Source organism: Aggregatimonas sangjinii, from assembly GCF_005943945.1.
GTDB classification, from domain to species: Bacteria; Bacteroidota; Bacteroidia; order Flavobacteriales; family Flavobacteriaceae; genus Pelagihabitans; species Pelagihabitans sangjinii.
The window spans coordinates 2,460,128-2,479,376 of record NZ_CP040710.1 but is presented as its reverse complement, the minus strand read 5'-3'; the positions used below and the strand labels follow the sequence as shown (position 1 = coordinate 2,479,376).

The window sequence follows — 19,249 nt, the reverse complement described above, 5'->3', positions numbered from 1 at the left end:
AAGCGTGGAGTTTGAAGCATGAGGCATGAAGCAGGAAGCTCGAAGTTTGAAGTTGGGAGCGCGGAGTTTGAAGTTGAAGTTGAAGTTGAAATTGAGGGAAAGAAGTTTTTAAATTAGAAGTAATATAAAGCTTAAGAAGAAATTCAAGTTTGAAAACCTTGTCATTTGGCAAAAAGCCATGGTCCTTGGTGAAGAAATGGATAGGGTTTTGGAACGTTTTCCTAAGAAGGAAATGTATAACCTATCCTCTCAAATCCGGCGCGCAGCTGACTCGATTGCATTAAATATCTCAGAAGGTTCGATTGTTCAGTCCAAACCAGAATTTAGAAAATTTATAGGGTACTCCATTCGCTCTTTAGCTGAAGTAGTGTCTTGTTTATATAAGGCAAGAAATAGAAAATATATGACCGAAACAGAGTTTGACCTCAAATATGATGAAGCATTCAATCTGATGAATATGATGATAGCTTTCAGAAAAAAGATATAAGTTTACTAAATTTTGAGGTTATTGGTTCCAATCTCGACCTTCTCATAAATCTAGAGCTTCATGCTTTCATCTTTTAACCTGGCGACAAACACGAAACTTCACGCTTCGATCTTCGAAATATCACCAGACACTAAACTTCGAGCTTCATGCTTCACACTTCAGGCCTTGCACATCAAACCGAACTTTCAGGAAATATAGTTTTGCTATGTCGGTTTTTGAGAAAGAAAAGCTTCAATATCACCGCTACGGAAGAGGCTGATGCCCTAACCGCCCTTTCTTTTTTGCCAATTCATTCCGAAGACTATTTCCGTGAGGCATTAAAATCCGTTTTGACCAAAAGTCGGTTGCAGCACATCAAGTTTGACGAGTATTATCATGAGTTTAAAGAACAGCTCAAAAAAGCAGCGGATTCTAAAGTCAAAGAACTTCCCGAAGAAAAGCAAAAACCTGAAAAAAAAAGCAAACAGGCCCAATTCGAGGCGTTAAAAGACTGGTTGAACCTAAAAACATCGGAGGAGGAAAAGGAAGTAGCGGCCTTTAACGACGTAGAGAGCTTAACCAAAAAAGACTTTTTAGACCTAAGCGAAGATGAGGTGCGCCTGATGATGCGTGTTCTTCAAAAAATGGCCCGCCAGCTGGCGCATCAAAAAAGTAGGCTACGTAAAAAATCCAAAAAAAGGCAACAATTGGACGTGAAGCAAACCATTCGTACTAACATGCGAAAAGGAGGTGAAATACAACAACTCGTTTTTACCAAAAAGAAAGACCGCAAACTGAAATTGGTACTCCTCTGCGATGTCAGTCGCTCGATGGACTTATACAGTCGCTTTTTTATTCACCTGATTTACGCCTTTCAGAATGCCTACGATAAAATCGAAACCTTTGTATTTAGTACGGCGCTACACCAAGTGAGTGAGTTATTGAACAACAATGAATTCGACCAGGCTTTCCAAATGATTTCGGAACGTGTACCGCATTGGTCCGGCGGAACGACCATTGGATCATGCCTTCATGACTTTACCCAAAATTTTGGTCATGGCATGTTGGATAAGAAAACAATCGTTTTGATGCTATCCGATGGATGGGATACCGGCGAACCCGCAGTTATGAAAGAAGCCATGAAGGCGATTCACAAAAAATCAAAGAAGGTCATTTGGTTGAATCCCTTGGCGGGAAGCGCGGATTTCTCCCCGGAAGTTATCGGAATGAAAACGGCACTTCCATATATCGATGTCTTGGCATCCGCACATAACTTGGAAAGCCTGAAGCAGGTTTTAGTACAACTTCGCACCAAACGAAACCTGTTGAAAAGGCAATTCATTTAGTCTTATTTTATGCGATACGCATAATTATTGCCAAAATATCATGGATTGATTAAAAATTCATAAAGAAATTAGCTAAAATATCAACTCTTCTTTTTATCTTGATAGACAGACTTTTCAAGTTCTATAAAAGTCGCTTTTCCAATTTTTGTGAAACACCTTAAATCGTATGATATATGCAAATTTCAATAAAAGTCAATGGCAAGGAATACAGCCATGATATTGAGCCAAGAATAAGCCTGGCGCAATACTTAAGGGAAACATTAAACTTGACAGGCACCCACATCGGCTGCGATACAAGTGGTTGTGGTTCGTGTACGGTTCATGTAGACGGAGCCTCCGCAAAGGCTTGTACACTGCTAGCCGTTCAAGTAGATGGTTGCGAAATCAAAACCATCGAAGGCATGGCCCATGGTAGTGGGATGCATCCCATTCAGGAAGCGTTCAAGGAAAACCATGGTTTGCAATGTGGCTTTTGTACGCCCGGAATGGTAATGACCGCTGCCGACATCCTCAAAAACAATCCAAACCCTACCGAAGAAGAAATCAGGCACGGCCTCGAAGGCAATTTTTGCAGATGCACGGGCTATCACAATATTGTCAAATCGATACAGCATGCCGCTGAAAAAATAAACGCATAAGCTATGGAAACATATATCGGAAAACCTGTAAAGAGAAGAGAGGACAATCGGTTTCTAAAAGGAGCCGGAAAATATACCGACGACATCAAACTGCATGGCATGACACATTCCGCCTTTGTTCGGAGTCCGTATGCACATGCTAAGATTCTAAGCGTCGATACTTCTGCGGCCCAAAATGCAGAGGGCGTGGTAGCCATCTACACCGGCAGTGATGACTGCGGTACTTTTGGAGTGCCCTGCGGATGGCAGGTAGATTTTAAGGATGGTGAAACCATGCGGGAACCTATGCATCCGTTGCTGGCGAAAGATAAGATCAATCATTTGGGTGAGGCCGTGGCCATTGTGATCGCTGAGACTTTGGAGCAGGCCCGTGATGCGGCCGAATTGGTGAACGTGAAATACGAGGCCTTGCCAGCGGTCACCTGCCCCAAAAAGGCAATGGAACCCGGTGCCCCCAAAGTGCATGACCAATGGGAAGACAATGCTGCTTTCGATTGGTGCATCGGGAACGATAGGGCAGAGGTAGAGGCGGCTCTGACATCGGCGCATCATGTCACTGAAATGACCTATAAAAACCATCGCGTGGCACCGAATGCCATAGAACCCCGAAGCTATATCGCCGATTATGATGTGAATGCCGATAAATGGACTTTATATACAAGTACCCAGAATCCGCATTTGGTTCGTCTATTGCTTTGTGCTTTCGCCTTGGGCATTCCCGAGCATAAGGTTCGAGTCGTTTCCTATGATGTTGGCGGCGGATTCGGCAGTAAAATTTATCACTACACCGAAGAGGCGCTCCTGACTTGGGCATCCAAGGAAATCGGAAGGCCGATAAAATGGACATCCGACAGAACGGAAGCCTTTTTGACCGACGCCCACGGTCGTGACCATATCGTTCATTCTAAAATGGGTTTCGATAAAGACGGTAAAATAGTGGCGCACCTTACCGATGAATATTGTGCTATGGGCGCGTACCTGTCAACCTTTGCACCGGCGGTTCCAACCTATTTACACGGTACGCTCTTTCAGGGTGTTTATACGACTCCTTTAATTCACTTAAATGTGGTAGCGCCATTTACGCATACCGTTGCGGTCGACGCTTATCGCGGTGCTGGACGACCGGAGGCCACCTACTTATTGGAACGTATGATTTCCAAAGCAGCCAAGGAAATGGAAATAGATCCTGCCGAGCTGCGCTACAAAAACTTTATTCCTCCGTTCAACGGAACTTCAGAACCCGGATATCAGACGCAAGTGGCCCTTCAATACGATAGTGGTAATTATCATGGTGTTTTAAAACGCGGACTCGAAATGTTGGGTTATGAGGACTTTAGAAAAGAACAGGCCGAAGCCCGCAAGAACGGAAAATTATTAGGGGTGGGATTATCGACCTATATAGAGGGTTGTGGTATCGCACCCTCTGCAGTAGTTGGTTCATTAGGGGCTCGTGCTGGACTTTATGAAGTAGGTCATGTGCGCGTACAACCGACAGGAAAGGTATCTGTTTTTACGGGAGCACACTCGCATGGACAGGGTCATGAAACGGTATTCGCGCAATTCGTCGCAGATAAATTGGGCATTCCTATGGATGATGTGGACATTGTACATGGCGATACAGACCAAGTCGCTTTCGGAATGGGTACCTATGGTTCACGAAGTTTGGCCGTGGGCGGAAGCGCAATCATTAAAAGTGTCGAAAAAGTTTTGGAAAAAGGAGCCAAAATCGCCGCTCATAAATTGGAAGCCGCTGAGGAAGACTTGGAATATGCCGAAGGCAAATGGACGGTAAAGGGAACCGATAAATCCATTTCTTTCGGAGATGTTTCCTTAACGGCCTATGTACCTCACGATTATCCTGAAGGGGTAGAGCCGGGATTGGATTTCTCAAGCTTCTATGACCCGACCAATTTTACGTACCCCTTTGGTACCCATATCGCAGTAGTTGAAGTAGATTCTGATACCGGAAAAGTAACGTTGAAACGTTTTGTCGCTTGCGATGATGTCGGTAATGTTATGAACCCTATGATTGTAGACGGTCAAATTCATGGTGGCGTAGTGCAGGGCGTTGGTCAGGCCTTATTGGAAGAGGTGGTTTACGATGGAGAAGGTCAGATGGTAACCGGTTCGTATATGGATTATGCCATGCCCCGGGCGGATGACTTTCCCATGATAGAAACCGATAGGACCACAACGCCTTGTCCACATAATCCGCTAGGCGTAAAAGGAGCAGGGGAAGCAGGAGCCATTGGTTCTACACCCGCCGTGGTGAACGCCGTGGTAGATGCCTTGGCGCATTTGGGTGTAACCGATATCCAGATGCCCGTAACACCAATGCGTGTATGGAAGGCGATGCAGAACTAGCGCCAAGCGCTTATCGCCATACGCTTTATGCAAAAGCGCTCGGCATAAAGTAATTTGCGTACAGCGATTAGCGATTAGCTATCTAAAATAAGTGGTTCTTAAAAACTAAAATAGTACTCGTAAGAGAACAATAAAATTAAATACACTACAAAAAATGATACCAGCAAAATTTGAATATATAAAGGCGACTTCCGTCAGTGAGGCCATTGATTTGCTCGAAAAACATGGCGATGAAGCGAAAATTTTATCCGGCGGACATAGTTTGATTCCCGCTATGAAATTGCGATTGAGTCGGCCGGAGGTATTGATCGATATCAGCGGCATTTCAGGAATGAACTCCATAACGGAGGAGGGTGATGAAATCGTCATCGGTGCGAATTGTACCCACGCGGCGATCATCGGTTCCGATTTGGTGAACGCCGAGTTAAGCATTTTGGCCCAAACAGCAAAACACATTGGTGATATACAAGTGCGTAACCGGGGGACACTCGGTGGCAGTCTGGCGCATGCCGACCCGGCCGCCGATTATCCCGCGGTGGTTTTGGCTTGTGACGCAAAAATCGAAGTGGAGGGAAAAAACGGAAGCAGAACCATTCCCGCAACCGAATTCTTTCTGGGTATTTTCACCACGGCCCTGGCCGAGGATGAAATCATAACAGCGATTCGCTTCCCGAAAGTAGCGGATGGTAACTATCAAAAATTCTTTCAGTCCGCTTCCCGTTTCGCCGTTGTGGGCGTAGCTGCGGTCAAGGAAGGTGATAGCGTCAAAGTTGGGATTACAGGCGTAGCAGGAACGCCCTATCGGGCCACGGCCGTTGAAGATGCCTATACGGGCAATTCCGATGCTGCGAAGCATGCTGTCGATGGTATGGAAGGCGAACTGATGAGCGACCATTTCGCCGATGAAGAATACCGTGCGCATTTGGCAAAGGTGATGGTCAAAAAGGCTTTGGAGGCCTGATGTCAGCTTTGTGTCGGTGTGATTTAAAATGCAAAAGCATTGGCTTAATCGTTTATCAGAAAAGCTCGCGCCTATAATCTGTAAAATTTCTCAATGACTTTAGCGTTATAGTCTGAAAAATATTGAAAGCCAAACAAACATATTTAAAAGGGAAATCTGTTTTTAGTGTATCTCTAATCGTAATTGGGCTTACAATTTTAACGATTTATCTCACAGGAGTAAATTATCATCGGACTTTAACCGAAAATTTCTATCTGTCGACGGGAATAATTTCCATAGCTCTTTTTTTATTTATGACCTATGGACTTTATCAAGGTGTTGGACTTTTAGATGATTTTCCTAAAATTGAAAATTACAAGGCTAAAACGCCCCTATTCGAATCAGGGAATATACCAACTGCGCCTGATATTACTGTTGGAGATGGAATCGGTGGGCTATTAGTATCAATACTTTTATGGATCGGGATTACCATATTCCTCGCCATACTTTTGGTACTTTTTGAGGCCGTACTTTGGCTGTCGGTTTTTATTATCTTGGCGATGCTGTACTGGGTTTTCTTTCGGGCCTTAAAATTTGTTTTCAATAAATCAGTAGATACTAAAGGTATATGGGGAGTTTCGGCAATGTATGCGCTCGGATATACTATTCTTTATGTCGGCTGGATGTTCGGACTTGTGTATCTTACGGATTCACTTACCTAAAAAGGCAGAATAAATGATAAGAGCTTGTTGGGCTTTGATACTCGGTCAAAAGCATAATAGTCGAACTGGAGAGAACATCCCAAAGACGACATCCTCTTTGGAACATTATAGATGTTAGACCTTTACCGGTCCCAAAAAGGCAATACGAAGTCAATCTTTTCGCCCCTGACTATGTATTTTTAAGTCACACACTAAAGCATACACCATGACAACAACACCCGAACATGATGCGCGAATCGCAAAACTGACGTTCGCATCGGTCTATCCGCACTATGTCACAAAAATCGAAAAAAAGGGGAGAACGAAGGAAGAGCTGCATCAAGTTATCGAGTGGCTTACCGGTTTTGACTCAGAAAAATTACAACATCTTATCGAAGAGAAGGTAACCTTTGAAACTTTCTTTACACAAGCAAAGTTAAATCCGGATGCCCACCTTATCAAAGGCGTTATCTGCGGGTATCGCATTGAGGAAATCGAGACTCGTTTGACTCGAGAAGCAAGGTACATGGACAAGTTAGTTGACGAGTTAGCGCAAGGCCGAAAGATGGAAAAGATTTTACGTGGATCATAAACGCAATTTCGCATTAGTTTTGCCGAAATGATTCGATTTGGGTTTGATGCCGGATTACATTTTCAATAGGCACTGAATATCCGATATGGGCAAGGGATAAATAGCAGCGTGTATCGGTTTAAAAATCACTTTCGTAGTACAATCAACAGCATTACAATGAAAACATCGGATTTAACGAAGGCATGGGTGTCGCACGGTTATAGCATCTTTGCCTATGAAGGGCCTACAGGCCTAAAAATTGAGCGCTTGGCAAAGCTGGTCGGCAAAAATAAGTCCTCATTTTACCATCTGTTCGCAGATTTGGAAGTGTTTACCAATGTCTTGTTAAATCATCATTTGGAACAAGCGAGAATTCTGGCCCAAAAAGAATCGGAATGCCCGGGCCAAAAAGAACTGGTCGAAATCATAGTGGCACACAAATTAGACTTATTATTTAATAGACAGCTACGAATACATCGGGAAAATAAAGAATTCGAAACCTATTTTACAAAAATCACGCAGTTCTCGGTCCCATCAATTTTGCCGGTTTGGCAACATATTATAGGGCTTCAGGAAAATTCATATTTGGCACGGCTGGTACTTCAATTGACACTGGAAAACTTCTTTCTTCAAATCACAGACGAGACGCTCAATACTGCTTGGCTAAACGGATATTTTGACAACATACGGACCCTCGTAAAACAGTTTAAAAACACGAAATCTGTAGCTTCATTAGACGGGACCGTCTAAATTATTGCGATTTGTTCACGTAGTATTGCCTTGCATTTAAAATGGAAGGACATGAGTGAACACAAGAAAAACCCGCCGGTATATCGAACCGAAAAATTTTATAAATCCTACCTGAAAGTGACCGCGATCATCGTAGGTTCATTTGGACCGGTATTTTTTTTAGGTACGATGATGGACACTTCCGAACCCGCGCGATGGACTTTGGATTTGTTGAGCTGGCCTTTGGACTACAAACAAGACTATAACGCGCCTACCACACGGTTTTTATCCGCGCTCACCGGGGGTTTCCTCTTTGGTTGGGGCGTTATGATTTGGTGTCTATCGGTATGGGTCTATGACAAAACCCCGGAATTCGTGAGAAGAAGTGTGCTTATCGGATTGCTTTCGTGGTTCGTTTTGGATAGCGCAGGGTCTATCGCATCAAGTAATGCCTCGAATGCTTTTTTTAATATGATAGTTCTCGTTCTGGCAGTCGGACCGTTATGGATACCTGCAGCAAGACCTCATAGATAATGAATCTCATATCGAGACGAGCTAGAGACTAAAGAATATGCTTTAGCTCTTCCAAATTTGAAATGATCGCTGTTGGTGTAATACCCCATGGGTCGAAAACGGCGTCGGCCGACCGCCGTACCCAAACTCCCTTCATTCCGTAAGAAATGGCGCCCATAACATCAAACGTATTTCCGGAAATCAACCAGGTATTATCTTTAATGGAATCGGTACTATCATTGAAATGTTGGTAAACGATAGGGCTTGGTTTAAACATCTTGATTTTTTCAACACTCACCACGCCATCAAAAAGCGTTGTAATATTGGCGTTTTCCAAGAGTCTGGAAACTGCTGTGGCGCTCCCATTGGAAAACGCATATTTTTCGAAATTTTTCGAAGGTAGCCCTTGTAACCCGGCTGCCACATCCTCGAAGGCCGGAAGCACCTTGTAGGCATCCATCAAACGTTCAATTTGATTAGAATTTAAGGGTTGTCTTAAAAGCAAACAGCAGTACTCCAAAGCCTCTCGGGTCACCACCGAAAAATCGACGAAGGTATGCATTAATCCCCTGCGAAAAGAGTACTCGAGTTGTTTGTTTCGCCATGCTTTCATAAAAGATGGGGCTTCCGAACCGATACAATCTTCCAATGTTTGAAGGACTCCTGAGGTGTCAATCAGTGTGCCATAAACATCAAAGGCAAGGGTCTGTTTCAAAATACTATTGATTTTTGATTGATAAGCAATATACAGGTTATATTGAAGCTGCAGAAAAGTTCTGATAGCTATTTTGATCAGTAAACTAATAATCCATAACAATGCTTTCCCCAGTAAAAAAAAACGGAAACAAAAAGCAAACTCCGATGGTACTCTTGGTGAGAAACAATTTCGTATCAATACACTCCAATTAGCTGTTGACTTTCATGTTCCCTAGAATGTGTCAACTATAATTGCTTTAGAGGTAAGTTTTGGCGCTAATTACAACTAAATTTATTCCAAATTAAAACAAGCGAAAAATGACGAAGATAAAAGCCTATTCGGCTAAAGAAAGCGGTGCCGATTTAAAACCTTTTGAGATTGAAAGAAGAGCACTTAAAGACACCGATGTCAAAATAGATATTCTTTTCTGTGGTGTTTGCCATAGCGATTTACACCAAGTTCAAAACGATTGGAAGAATTCGAAATATCCGGTCGTTCCCGGTCATGAGATTATCGGGAAGGTGTTGGAAGTGGGAGATAAAGTCTCCAACTTTAAAGAAGGTGATATGGTGGGTGTAGGATGTATGGTAGATTCCTGTCATGAATGCAGTGCCTGTAAGGATGATATGGAGCAGTTTTGCGAGAAAGGTGCAACCTTTACCTATAATAGCCCGGACAAACATCTTGGCGGACACACGTTTGGCGGTTACTCCGAGAGCGTGGTCGTAGATGAGCAATTCGTATTAACAGTTCCTGGTAATCTAAAGCCTGAGGCGGCCGCACCTCTACTTTGTGCCGGTATTACTACCTACTCGCCTTTAGCGCATTGGGGAGTTAAGGAAGGGGATAAGGTCGGCGTAATAGGATTAGGTGGGCTCGGACACATGGGTATTAAATTTGCCAATGCCATGGGTGCCAATGTAGTGATGATCACTACCTCACCTGGCAAAAGTGAGGATGCCGAAAAATTGGGTGCCGATGAGGTGATTATCAGCAAGGAAGAGGATCAGATGAAAAAGCATCGGGGAACATTCGATTTTTTATTGAATACCATTCCCGTAGGGCACGATGCAAATCCCTATCTGCAATTATTGAAAAGAGACGCCACTATGGTCTTGGTCGGTGCGGTGGAGCCACTTAAGGCGGTCAACGGGAGCAATCTTATCATGGGTAGGAAAAAGATGGCCGGTTCGCTCATCGGGGGTATCAAAGAAACCCAAGAAATGCTCGATTTCTGTGGCGAGCATGATGTCGTATCTGAAATTGAATTAATTAAGATGCAGGATATCAATACGGCCTACGACCGTCTTCAAAAATCGGATGTCAAATACCGTTTTGTAATAGATATGAAGTCTTTAAAAGAGAGTTGATTTTTACAATTAGCGTAGAAGAGGCCGTCCGCGAATACGCTTGGACGGCCTTTTTCAGTTGCGATTGCTTCGTGCTGTGTCATCGGCAATAATTACTAGGTTTTACGGGCCGATTTATACTAATATAGATGGTGAGTGGGGTCCTATTCTTATACTTGCCGGCAGCAAAGATGATGCCTTGATACGAATGGTTTAGTATAAAATACAGCCCGACTTTCCGTTGGTCAAGGCCCCAAAACTTCAGAAAATTTGACGAACGATTCGGTGTTACAGCTGCTCATGTAAAGATGCTGCTATGGAAAAGGATAAAACGGATGAGGTATTCCTAGGAAAAGCAGTTGATACCACGAATGGAATCTTGGAAAAGATATTATAGTCGTAGCTGCCTGCAAATGCAATACTGTGAGTATAGGAAGCGCTGAGCCTTTTACTTTGGCGATAATAAAAATGCCAGATGAGTAAATTTAATTTAAGCTATTATTTGCGGCTCATATCGGTTGATTTCGACTTTAAACCCGATTGCAGCTTTCTGTGCGCGAGGTAACATTTCACAATTAAAATCGAAACAAAGCAAAGACAAAGTAGTAGTGCTAAATAGATCATAGATTTGGGTTGGTTTAAAACTAATTCCTAAAATGACTTTATATAGTTACCTACGAAACAATTATGTGATGGTTTTACACTTTATCGATTAAAGTGGTATTTAATCGATTGGTTAACCAATATGAGAAGAATGAACGAAAGAATTTGGGGAATATTGCAGTGAGTAGGAAAAATAATACAATACTCATTTATTTTTAACATATTTTCCTTCAAATTTTCGTCAGTATGGGAGTTCTGTTATGAGTTTCGGATTTCCAAAAGAGTATTCCAATCCCTTATTTTGGAGATTGTTCGTTCAAGCTTTACCTACAGGTCTAAAAAAAGGTACTAGAAATCATTTGGATTTTCTCTTACTACTTTTTGCCGAGGGATTAAAGTCCAGGCAGCGCTGAATCCAATAGTTTAAATCGGAATCGGAATCCAATCCTTTTTCAGTGACAAAAACATAGCCTTTCATCACGCGGCCCGTAAAATCCATTGGGGTGCAATGCGCTTTTCTCAACGCGTCTTCGTATTGCCCTTCCCCAATCCTGCACATTAATCGGGCAGTATCCGTTTTTTTATCCGTATCAAGACCGAGACACATCTTACCATCGACCATAAAACAGAGCCCGCCCATCATTTTCTTTTCTTCCGCGGTAATGGCTTTTTCTTTTAAGCTGCGTCGAATTCTATCCGCTAAAAATTCATCATATGCCATGGTAATTTGCTTTAGTCCAATGCTGCCCAGGTACGCTCTATTAATGCCTTAGTCGCTACAATACCTTCTGAGGCAGATAGTCCTTCCCCTTCATATTCGATACCGATATATCCATCAAAGCCAGTATTTTTTACAATCCCTAAAAGCTTTGGGTAATCGATGACGGTATCGTTACCGTCTTCATTAAACTCATAGCTTTTGGCGCTTACGCCCTTCGCGTAGGGCAGCCACTCGGTCAATCCTTTCGCCGGGTCGTAGATGTTCGTACAATTTTGGCTTTCTTTGGTGCCGCCCCATTCGGCGCTAGTGCACCAGTTTCCAAAATCGGGCAAGGTTCCCAGAAAAGGATTATTTACCGCTTTGATGATATCGACCATATAGGCCGCGTTCGAAGTATGTAGACCGTGATTTTCGAGAAGCACATGTATATTTTCCTTTGCGGCATATTCCGTTAAGCTACCCAATCCATCCACTAGGGCACTTTTTAGTGCTTCAGGTTCGCCATCTCCGAAAGCATTTACACGAACCGAATGGCATCCCAACAGTTTGGCTGCATTTACCCATTTATAATGGTCTTCAACCGCTTTTTTTCGTTTTGCCGCACTACTATCGCCCAGCTTTTCTTTTTCATCGACCATCATGATCAGACTTTCTACCCCGTTATCGGAAGCAAGTCGGGCCATTTCGAGCCAGAATTTCTCGTTCTTGGCCTCCTCCTCGTAAAACTGGTTGACATACTCTATGGCTGTAATTCCATACGAATTTTTAGCGATACTGGCGAAATCTCTCGCATCTAATTCGCCGCTAAAAAAGGCCTTGTTCAATGACCATTGGGCCAGTGATATCTTCGGTTGGTTCATAAAAAGGTCGTTTTGAAATGGACTCTTGCCCAAACTAGGAATGATAGGTAGCGTTAAGGCCGCCGCTCCCAAAGCGGTTTTCTTTACAAAAGCTCTTCTGGTAGCCATAATATGTTCATATTTGTGGTTTAAATTAAGCTTTTCTTCTTCATTCGCAAAAGTAAGGACCTTAGAACCTTTGTTTCATTATGTGTTTACCAAAACTACCGTCCGGAGTCGTCGAGGAAAAACCCATTTTCTGATGGTCAAAAATTCAGAATCGAATGAATATGATGATTTTCAATCAGTTCTGGAAATACGTGGCAATACCGCAACTATTCGCTTTAAATGCGTCAAGCGTAACCGATACGATACACTATATTCCAGTAAATTTAAAAAACAGAGATATGCCATTTATTACAAACGATAAAGCAAAAGAACAAGTTGATATTTTTTATGAGGATCATGGAAGCGGACAACCCGTTATTTTGATTCATGGTTGGCCCTTGAGCCGAAAAACCTGGGAACAACAGGTTTGGAAAATCGTTGAGGCGGGATTTCGTTGTATTTCCTACGACAGGCGTGGCTTTGGTACGTCGTCTTCGCCTTGGGGCGATTACGATTACTCCGCTCTAGCCAGCGATTTGAATGCCATTATAGAGAATCTGGATTTGAAGGATGCCGTAATTGTCGGCTTTTCAATGGGTGGCGGCGAGGTTGTACGCTATCTTACCGACTATGGCCCGGACCGGATTGCAAAAGCGGCCTTGATCAGTTCCATTATTCCCTTGGTTAAGCAGAAGGCCGATAATCCCGAGGGTGTACCCCAAAAGAATTTGGACGATATCAAAAGTGCCTTGGAATCCGATAGGGTAGGCTTTTTAAAGGAGTTTCATAAAGGATTCTATAATTATAAGGACAATACCGACAAGGTAAGTGAGGCACAGTTAGACTACGACTTTATCATCGCGTCCTTTGCATCGCCCAGGGCTACTGTAGAGACGGCAAAAGCATGGATGGATACCGATTTCAGACCTGAGTTGAAAAATGTGACGGTGCCTACTTTAATCGTACACGGCGATGCCGATGCGACCGTACCGATTGAAACTTCTGCAAAACAGGCGGCGGCAGGCATAGCGGACAATACTTTTGAAATCATAAAGGGAGCGCCACACGGATTGAACATTACCCACGCAGCAGAATTGAATAAAATCCTTATCGATTTTCTAAAAAAGTAAATCTTGTATGCAGGGTTGTTTTCGGAAAAGAACGGAAATTTTTGAATGAAATACTTTATTGAAAGAAGGGCCGGATATATCATCCGGCTTTTTTAATAGGTAATGGTCGCCAAAACGGGTAAATGGTCCGAAATATGTTTTCCGTTTGTCCGACGCTCATCAATATGATGATATTCTTGCACAGCTATTCCCTTAAGAAAAATATAATCAATGCGTCTGTCCATTGGGACGTTGCTGTTAAATCCGTTAAAGGTACCTACCGGACCACTTGGTGGGCTTTTGGAAATACGCCGTCCATCATCCATTTTCTTTTGTAGCCTGACAATAGGGCCTTCCTCAGGCGTCAAGTTTAAATCTCCCATTAAGATAACAGGAAGATTTTCCGTATTCAACCGTTTTATTCTTTTTAGAATAAGCTTTACCGAATTTCTGCGGGCTTTTTTTCCTTTATGATCAAAATGGGTGTTGAAAACCCATAACCGCTTTTTAGTGGTTTTGTCCTGAAAAAGTCCGTAAGAGCAGATGCGTTCTAGGGCTGCATCCCATCCGATCGCTATTATATCGGGACTTTCGGAAAGCCAAAAGGTGTTTGATTTTAAAAGTGCGTACTTTTTGGTGTCATAGAAAATAGGGGAGAACTCTCCTTTTTCCTTGCCGTCATCCCTACCTACACCAATGTACTTATGGTCATTTAAGGGTGCATCTAAGAACTCCAACTGATTGAGAAGTACTTCCTGCATACCAATAAACGCCGGATTGTGTTTTTTCACTAGCGCAAGCATGGGCAATCTGCGATCATTCCAATTGTTGATCGTATCGCTTTCATTATCATATTTGATGTTATAGCTCATGACTTCGATGGTTTGCCCAAACGCAGGTAAGGCAAAAAATACTATTAAAATCAAGGAAACTACATTTTGTTTTTTCATGATCATTTTTGGTCGGTGGATTTCTCCACAGAAGAAGCATGATCTTTTATAACGTACCATGCGCCGTCTATTTTCTGTAAGTCGTAGCTGATGATCATTCTATTGAAATAGGGCTCCCCGTCTCTTTCGGGTTCTTTGTACGTGAATGACATTACGACCATGCCCATGGTGTCGCCTACTTCGGAATTCAATATGTCGTAATTGAAAGTCCAGTTTTCGGCTTCGAACCATTGCCGGTGGTATTCCATAAAACCATCGACCGTTTCGATCATTTCCATTCCTGGGAGTATAAGCTGCATATTACCATTTGGGGAGAGGGTGCTTTTCAGCGCTACCAAATCCCTATCGGAAATAGCTTGCATATGGGCGTTCATCGCGGTCAATAGTTTTTCATTATTTAGTTTTATGTCCGTATCGGTATTGTCCGGTTTTTTTTCGGACTGGTCTTTACAGGAAAGCAATGCCAGGATAAAAAAAATGCCAAAGAGGATTTTAGGGTATCTCATAATGTTGTGTAGTTGTATTTCACTAACAAGTTAATTAGAATAGTTTACATTTAAGTCATGACAACAAAAGGATATCTGCATCAAATTCATCCGGTACTGCCAGTAAAAGACGTTGTGGCCGCATTGGATTTTTACGTAAACCGTCTCGGATTTAAAATCGGTTTTGCCGACGATTCAAAACAGCCAACTTACGCAGGAGTTTTAAGGGATGGCATTGAAATACATCTGCAATGGCATGATGCCACTGAGTGGGAGGTAGCTGTAGATCGCCCAATGCTGCGTATCGTAGCTCAGAATATCGATGCCTTGTATGAAGAATATTCCAAAAAAGAGGTTTTTCACACTCATACCTTGCTCAGGGAAACGGCATGGGGAACACGGGAATTCGCCTTCTACGACCCTTTTCAAAATGGACTTACTTTTTATAGGGACGTTTGATTACTGGCTTTGTGGCCTTGCAATTACCTAAAGATGAAGAAACTTTTATTTCTTTTCTAAACTCTTCTTGAGCATTTTCTTTCGGTTTTCCATAACCTCACCCATTTTAAAAGCTAGTGCTGGATTTTCGCTAACCATATCCATAACTTCGTTCTGAAGTACTACCATAACCTCGATGTCGGTCGCGGCCTTGGCGGTCATCGAACTTTTTCTTTTAGACAACAAGGCAACTTCTCCAAAGAAATCGCCTTCTTCCAAAGAGTTGATAAGAACGTCCTTACCATCACTACCCTTGGCGTATAATTCAACCCTACCTTTGGTCAGGACAAAGATGCGACCAGAGGAATCACCTTGGGAAAAAATCGTCTCGTTCTTGCCGTAATACAACATCTGGCTTCCTTCCTGTAGGTCTTTGGCTTTTTCGTACTTGATGGGTAAATAGTTGGGCAGTGACTCGAGGCTTTTTTCCAAATGCTGTTCATTTTCTTGGTGCGGAGTGGGTGCCGTTTCAGCGTAGTGTATCGTACGCTGCGGAAAAGGTATGGTAAAATTGTACCTTCGGGCGGTATACCAAAGCCGCGACATAAGCTCATCGGATATCTCTTCCCTAAAATTGAAATCATTTATCGCGAACTCGAGCTCATACACAATGGCGGAGTCGGCATAATTTACCGTCTTTACCTCTGGTAGCGGATCATGCAGTATCCCTGGCGTATTCAAGCAGGTCTCCATAAGGGCCTCCTTTACGCGGTTGGGAGCATCGCTATACGAAAAACCCATCTCGCGTTGTAGCCTTACAATTCTTGCAGGTTTGCTATAATTCAATATCGAAGCCTGCGCGATCATCATATGGGGCATGACCAATAGCTCTTTTTGGCGGGTCTGCATATGAACGGCACGCCAGTTCATTTCGGTAACCTTGCCGGTTTGGTCGTCTACTTTAATGAAATCACCGACGCTGAAAGGTTTTTCGTAAACTAGGGCGATACCTGAAAATAGATTGCCCAAAGTATCTTGTAACGCAAGACCTATGACGAAAGAACCAAGTCCCAATGCTGTAACCAATCCAGTCAGGTTCTGGTTCCAGACCGTCGATAGAATGATGGCACCGCCGCAAAGCACCATGAATACCCTAAAAATATCCATGAACAACTGTGGTACTCCCGATTTGAATAAACTTCGTTTGCCCTGTTTTAAAAAAATATGTGTAAATAGACTAAGCCCGGAATTGATGACCAAGACCCAAACAATGGTCTCGATGATTTTTATGTAAAGTGAACCCCGCTCGAAATTCAGGATTTGCGTCAATAGAATAACCAAGGCCACTAGGGGCAGAATGAAATTTTTGAAGGTTTTTAGCGGCTTTTTGAGATGGGCATCTTTCTTTCCGGCAACATAGGTGACCTCACTCAGAATCAGCATGATTATGGGAAATACCAAAATAAGGCATATGCCCCAATAAAAGACACTATCCATTTCGCTAAGAAATTCCTGTAGTTCTCCCATTACTATTACTTCTTGTCCTTGAGTTTGTAAATCGTGGTGCCGTTCGAAAGCGTTTCCTGCATGGCCTCAAAGTCATAGAGGTCTACCAATCGCTCCCGAACATTATCCATAACGATAATCTCTCCGTCGGCATCTATATTGTTCAGATTAAATACAGCGCCTACCGTGGGGCCCCAAAGGTCAAAACTGAAATTTTCGTTACCGATTATACCAGCTATCACATCGCCATTGGCCAATGCGATTTGAACATCGAGATTGGTATTGTGGGTAATATTGATTTGTTTGATAAGCTGCTGGGTTTCCTTGGCAAAGACTACAGAACGGTTGGTGTGGTCTAAACGGGGCTCAAAAAGGCCGCACGCCGCAAAGTAGCTGTCGCCTATGGTACGAATACGTTCAATATGGTTCTGTTCGGCCGCTGTGTCAAAAGCTTCCATGATATCGCTGAGTATTTTGACCGAGCGATCGGCCCCTAATTCTGAAAGTAAGTCCGAAAAACCGGCAACATCGATTAAGATCATGGTCAGGTTGGTGTACTCTTGGGCGAATGCCTTTTCTCCATTTTTCAATCTTCCGGCGAACTCCTTCGGTACGAAGTTCTCTAAAAGTTCGGAGCTGAATTCCGACTGGTCACGCAGCGCTTTCTTTTGTGAATCGACCTCTTCTATCATGGTGTTGAACGATGCCCCCAACTCACCGAATTCGTCGTTTGAATTGATTTCGACGCGATGGCTAGAGTCGCCAGCGATTATTTTTCCCGCAGCATCGGAAAGTTTATTGAGCGGCCTCACGAACCTTCGTGACATCCACATCGCGAGAAGGGTAATGATCAGTATGAGAATAATCGTGAGAATCATCATTCGCTTGTTGAAATTCTTCACGGGTAGGATAAATTCGTCGTAATCTTTTTCCGCGATAATCGCCCAATTGAAACCTTTGATCTGTAAGGGCTCGTAAGTGCTAAGTACCTCCTCGCCCCTGTATCCCTTTCCGGTCGTATAACCTTCCCCACCGTTTAGCGCTTTCTTGATGTTATCGGATGAAATACGTTGCTGCAAGGTCGTGCTACCATAGCGGTATATCTTGTCGATGGTCTTTTGGGTCTCGCCCATTCGCAATAGTGAACTCCTATAATTCAAGCTATCCTCTAGGAAGAAACGGGAAATAGACCGCATGTATTCATCGTCGCCAACCAAAAATGTTTCCCCTGTTTTTCCCAGGCCGTCTTTTTCCCAATTACCGTCATTCGTCATAATGCGGTCGATTTCATCGATCGGAATTTGAACGATCAATCCTGCTATTGTTCGCCCATCCTCGGTCAAAGGTATTCCTGCGAAGGCCGCTGGCGCTCCATAAGAAGGTCTATAAGGGGCGAAATCCTGAAAGGTGGCCGCTTGTATGTCCGAATTAATTTGCAGGGAGCGGGCTAATTGGGCCAGATTGCTGCCACGGTACGGTCCAGCGTAGAGGTTGGTTGCAAAATCGGTCTCTTTTTCCACCGAATATATAATATCCCCAGTATTAAGGTTCACCAAGAAAACATCGTAGAAATTGTACTTTTCGATGAATAGCTCAAAATAATCGTGGTATTTTTTATGCACCTCGGTATAAGCACTCCCATCGTTGGGGTCGGTCAATAAATTTTTATCACCCTGCGGATTTTTGTTGTTGACGATATATTCGTACTGCAGGTAGCACCCTTCTACCGAATAGGGAAGGTAAAGCATGGGGTCTTTCTTGATTTCCAAATTTCGGGAAAGCCTATCCATAAAATCGTCGTAATAGCGGTTCAGGGATAGGGAGCATTCCTTGGGCAAGGAATCGTTCGACAGTTTTGAATATGCAGTACTGAATTCTTTTGCCGCATTTACGATTGTTTGATTTTGGCCCATGACCTCCACAAAATGCCCCACGTCTTTGAAATAGGTCTTTATCTGGTCTTCCTTGGAAGAGCGTATAAGGTTCAATTGGCTTATGGTTTCTTCTGTGATGACCTTTTCACCGTAAGAAGAGCCCAATACTCCAAGTACGATGCAGGCCAGAAGACTTACGAAAAGGAGCATGAGCATGATTCGTGTACGAACTGAGATGTTACGCATGTGAGGGGTGGTTAGCAATTTTTGATGAAGATACTGAAAAATGTTAAAATTAGGCG

At 43.2% G+C, this 19,249-nt stretch carries 19 protein-coding genes; 12 read left to right on the top strand and 7 right to left on the bottom strand.

The genetic code is table 11. The features are described 5' to 3' along the window. Positions 1-112 precede the first annotated feature (112 nt). The 9 genes from FGM00_RS10215 (at position 113) to FGM00_RS10175 (ending at position 8,289) form a co-directional block, all read left to right on the top strand. Complete coding sequence (locus tag FGM00_RS10215) at positions 113-487, top strand: four helix bundle protein (protein WP_317130275.1); 375 nt, start codon at positions 113-115, stop codon at positions 485-487. Between the two features lie 146 nt (positions 488-633). Then, the gene (locus tag FGM00_RS10210) at positions 634-1,812 is read left to right on the top strand and encodes a vWA domain-containing protein (protein ID WP_138852812.1); all 1,179 of its coding nucleotides are present in this window, start codon (positions 634-636) and stop codon (positions 1,810-1,812) included. A gap of 173 nt (positions 1,813-1,985) precedes the next feature. Beyond that, positions 1,986-2,450, top strand: coding sequence for a (2Fe-2S)-binding protein (locus FGM00_RS10205; RefSeq protein WP_138852811.1), 465 nt, complete (start codon positions 1,986-1,988; stop codon positions 2,448-2,450). A gap of 3 nt (positions 2,451-2,453) precedes the next feature. Next, positions 2,454-4,814, top strand: coding sequence for a xanthine dehydrogenase family protein molybdopterin-binding subunit (locus FGM00_RS10200; RefSeq protein WP_138852810.1), 2,361 nt, complete (start codon positions 2,454-2,456; stop codon positions 4,812-4,814). Between the two features lie 154 nt (positions 4,815-4,968). Continuing rightward, a complete protein-coding gene (locus FGM00_RS10195) occupies positions 4,969-5,775 on the top strand; it encodes an FAD binding domain-containing protein (protein ID WP_138852809.1) in 807 nt (268 codons plus the stop codon). 122 nt (positions 5,776-5,897) lie between these two features. Next, entirely contained in the window at positions 5,898-6,476 is a 579-nt protein-coding gene (locus FGM00_RS10190; protein ID WP_138852808.1) for a hypothetical protein, read from the top strand. Positions 6,477-6,681: 205 nt separating this feature from the next. Further along, on the top strand, positions 6,682-7,047 hold the full coding sequence (locus FGM00_RS10185) for a DUF2200 domain-containing protein (protein ID WP_138852807.1): 366 nt from the start codon (positions 6,682-6,684) through the stop codon (positions 7,045-7,047). Positions 7,048-7,203: 156 nt separating this feature from the next. After that, positions 7,204-7,776 carry a TetR/AcrR family transcriptional regulator gene (locus FGM00_RS10180; protein ID WP_138852806.1) on the top strand — a complete coding sequence of 191 codons (573 nt, stop codon included), beginning with the start codon at positions 7,204-7,206 and terminating at the stop codon, positions 7,774-7,776. A 51-nt stretch (positions 7,777-7,827) separates the two neighbouring features. Then, on the top strand, positions 7,828-8,289 hold the full coding sequence (locus tag FGM00_RS10175) for a hypothetical protein (RefSeq protein WP_138852805.1): 462 nt from the start codon (positions 7,828-7,830) through the stop codon (positions 8,287-8,289). Positions 8,290-8,317: 28 nt separating this feature from the next. Here the strand turns inward: FGM00_RS10175 and FGM00_RS10170 are convergent, their stop codons facing one another. Then, positions 8,318-8,983, bottom strand: a complete 666-nt coding sequence (locus FGM00_RS10170; protein ID WP_138852804.1) for a haloacid dehalogenase type II — start codon at positions 8,981-8,983, stop codon at positions 8,318-8,320. 299 nt (positions 8,984-9,282) lie between these two features. Here FGM00_RS10170 and FGM00_RS10165 point away from each other — a divergent pair, with 299 nt between their 5' ends. Continuing rightward, a complete protein-coding gene (locus FGM00_RS10165) occupies positions 9,283-10,335 on the top strand; it encodes an NAD(P)-dependent alcohol dehydrogenase (RefSeq protein ID WP_138852803.1) in 1,053 nt (350 codons plus the stop codon). A gap of 937 nt (positions 10,336-11,272) precedes the next feature. Here the strand turns inward: FGM00_RS10165 and FGM00_RS10160 are convergent. Together FGM00_RS10160 and FGM00_RS10155 are read right to left on the bottom strand one after the other, a co-directional pair. Continuing rightward, entirely contained in the window at positions 11,273-11,638 is a 366-nt protein-coding gene (locus FGM00_RS10160; protein WP_138852802.1) for a TfoX/Sxy family protein, read from the bottom strand. An 11-nt stretch (positions 11,639-11,649) separates the two neighbouring features. After that, a complete protein-coding gene (locus tag FGM00_RS10155) occupies positions 11,650-12,606 on the bottom strand; it encodes a sugar phosphate isomerase/epimerase family protein (protein ID WP_138852801.1) in 957 nt (318 codons plus the stop codon). Between the two features lie 278 nt (positions 12,607-12,884). Between FGM00_RS10155 and FGM00_RS10150 the strand changes: the two genes are divergently transcribed. Then, positions 12,885-13,715: an alpha/beta fold hydrolase gene (locus FGM00_RS10150; RefSeq protein WP_138852800.1), complete on the top strand. Its 831-nt coding sequence runs from the start codon at positions 12,885-12,887 to the stop codon at positions 13,713-13,715. Positions 13,716-13,807: 92 nt separating this feature from the next. On the opposite strand, the gene FGM00_RS10145 is transcribed toward FGM00_RS10150, so the two are convergent. Further along, positions 13,808-14,644: an endonuclease/exonuclease/phosphatase family protein gene (locus FGM00_RS10145; protein WP_236262746.1), complete on the bottom strand. Its 837-nt coding sequence runs from the start codon at positions 14,642-14,644 to the stop codon at positions 13,808-13,810. A gap of 2 nt (positions 14,645-14,646) precedes the next feature. After that, entirely contained in the window at positions 14,647-15,150 is a 504-nt protein-coding gene (locus FGM00_RS10140; protein WP_138852799.1) for a YybH family protein, read from the bottom strand. A 57-nt stretch (positions 15,151-15,207) separates the two neighbouring features. Between FGM00_RS10140 and FGM00_RS10135 the strand changes: the two genes are divergently transcribed. After that, positions 15,208-15,588 carry a glyoxalase superfamily protein gene (locus FGM00_RS10135; protein ID WP_138852798.1) on the top strand — a complete coding sequence of 127 codons (381 nt, stop codon included), beginning with the start codon at positions 15,208-15,210 and terminating at the stop codon, positions 15,586-15,588. Positions 15,589-15,633: 45 nt separating this feature from the next. Here FGM00_RS10135 and FGM00_RS10130 read toward each other — a convergent pair whose 3' ends face one another. After that, complete coding sequence (locus FGM00_RS10130) at positions 15,634-17,094, bottom strand: mechanosensitive ion channel family protein (protein ID WP_138852797.1); 1,461 nt, start codon at positions 17,092-17,094, stop codon at positions 15,634-15,636. Positions 17,095-17,099: 5 nt separating this feature from the next. Continuing rightward, a complete protein-coding gene (locus FGM00_RS10125) occupies positions 17,100-19,193 on the bottom strand; it encodes an adenylate/guanylate cyclase domain-containing protein (RefSeq protein WP_138852796.1) in 2,094 nt (697 codons plus the stop codon). Positions 19,194-19,249: the final 56 nt, after the last annotated feature.